This is a genomic window from Pseudomonas sp. GM49 (assembly GCF_000282355.1).
Lineage (GTDB): Bacteria > Pseudomonadota > Gammaproteobacteria > Pseudomonadales > Pseudomonadaceae > Aquipseudomonas.
This window is the reverse complement of sequence record NZ_AKJL01000291.1, coordinates 1-1,936: the sequence shown is the minus strand read 5'-3', so window position 1 is coordinate 1,936 and position 1,936 is coordinate 1. Positions and strand designations below refer to the sequence as shown.

1 protein-coding gene and 4 tRNA genes are annotated in these 1,936 nt (G+C 56.7%); 1 reads left to right on the top strand and 4 read right to left on the bottom strand.

The features are described 5' to 3' along the window. Positions 1-261: 261 nt before the first annotated feature. From PMI29_RS03775 to PMI29_RS03790, 4 genes are all read right to left on the bottom strand, one after another. Positions 262-338: transfer RNA gene (locus PMI29_RS03775), tRNA-Asp, on the bottom strand. Between the two features lie 15 nt (positions 339-353). Further along, positions 354-429 (bottom strand) — tRNA-Val (locus PMI29_RS03780). 199 nt (positions 430-628) lie between these two features. Continuing rightward, positions 629-705, bottom strand: a tRNA-Asp gene (locus tag PMI29_RS03785). Positions 706-724: 19 nt separating this feature from the next. Beyond that, positions 725-800: transfer RNA gene (locus PMI29_RS03790), tRNA-Val, on the bottom strand. 159 nt (positions 801-959) lie between these two features. Between PMI29_RS03790 and rdgC the strand changes: the two genes are divergently transcribed. Continuing rightward, on the top strand, positions 960-1,880 hold the full coding sequence (gene rdgC / locus PMI29_RS03795; protein WP_007969735.1) for a recombination-associated protein RdgC: 921 nt from the start codon (positions 960-962) through the stop codon (positions 1,878-1,880). The last annotated feature ends 56 nt before the right edge of the window (positions 1,881-1,936 follow it).

Here is a 1,936-nt window from a genome sequence, read left to right as displayed (position 1 = left end):
TCAATCGCCTGCGCAAAGCCGTGTATGAAGCCGTCAGCGACTACCGTCACGCCCGCAATGCCGGACTGTAGGAGCGAGCTTGCTCGCGAAAAAACCATGGGCGCCTCAGGGCATCTGAAATTACGCGTTATCGTTAACGTCCTTCGCGAGCTGGCTCGCTCCTACAGGGAGCGAGGAAAGCCAAATCCAGGACAGCAAAAAGCCCGCACAAGGCGGGCTTTCTGTGGTGACCTGGCGTTCAGTGTTCCAGGTTACCGAATATGGCGCAGCGGACGGGACTCGAACCCGCGACCCCCGGCGTGACAGGCCGGTATTCTAACCGACTGAACTACCGCTGCGCGTAGCGTTGAAAGTGGTGGGTGATGACGGGATCGAACCGCCGACATTCTGCTTGTAAGGCAGACGCTCTCCCAGCTGAGCTAATCACCCTTTACCTTCTTTGCGGGGCACATTATGCCACAGGTTTTTATAAAGTGTTGATTTATTTGAAGTTTTTTTCAAAAAAATCTAAAAACCGGTGAAGCGATGCAACCCACAGGAACAACAGTCAAACTTGAGGCAGAAAAAAGCCCGCATCAGCGGGCTTTTCCGTGGCGACCTGGCGTTCAGTGTTCCAGGTTACCGAATATGGCGCAGCGGACGGGACTCGAACCCGCGACCCCCGGCGTGACAGGCCGGTATTCTAACCGACTGAACTACCGCTGCGCGTAACACTGAAAACGAATGGTGGGTGATGACGGGATCGAACCGCCGACATTCTGCTTGTAAGGCAGACGCTCTCCCAGCTGAGCTAATCACCCTTCGCTTCGGTGTGGCGCGCATTCTACGGAGCGACCCAACCTCTGGCAAGCACTTTTTAAAATAATTTTCTCAGGCCTTCCAAAGGCTTAGAGAAAGGTTGGCCTATGGCACGGCGAAGACAATAATGCCCCCCTTTGTATAAAGGAGAGACTCACCCCATGTGGTTCAAAAACCTGCTTATCTATCGCCTGACCCAAGATCTGCCTGTTGATGCCGAGGCGTTGGAAACTGCACTGGCCACCAAACTGGCGCGTCCATGTGCAAGCCAGGAGTTGACCACCTACGGTTTCGTCGCGCCGTTCGGCAAAGGCGAAGATGCGCCGCTGGTGCACGTCAGCGGTGACTTCCTGCTGGTGTCCGCGCGCAAGGAAGAACGTATTTTGCCGGGCAGCGTCGTGCGTGACGCGGTCAAGGAAAAGGTCGAAGAGATCGAAGCCGAGCAAATGCGCAAGGTCTATAAGAAGGAACGGGATCAGATCAAGGATGAAATCATCCAGGCCTTCCTGCCTCGCGCCTTTATCCGCCGCTCGTCGACCTTTGCTGCCATCGCGCCCAAACAGGGTCTGATCCTGGTCAACTCCGCCAGCCCGAAACGCGCCGAAGACTTGCTGTCGACCTTGCGCGAAGTGATCGGCACCCTGCCGGTGCGTCCGCTGACCGTGAAAATGTCCCCGACCGCTACCATGACCGAGTGGGTCACCACGCAGAAAGCCGCGGACGATTTCTTTGTACTGGACGAGTGCGAACTGCGCGACACCCACGAAGACGGCGGCATTGTGCGTTGCAAGCGTCAGGACCTGACCAGCGAAGAAATCCAGTTGCACCTGAGCACCGGCAAAGTGGTCACCCAGCTGTCCCTGGCCTGGCAGGACAAACTGTCATTCGTCCTCGACGACAAGATGGTGGTCAAGCGCCTGAAGTTCGAAGACCTGCTGCAAGACCAGGCGGAACAGGATGGCGGCGACGAAGCCCTGGGCCAACTGGACGCCAGCTTCACCCTGATGATGCTGACCTTCGGCGACTTCCTGCCGGCGCTGGTTGAAGCGCTGGGTGGTGAAGAGACTCCGCAGGGGATCTAAAGGCTAGCGATCTCTTCTGTAGGAGCGAGCTTGAACTGGTCAACTAATTTTGGACA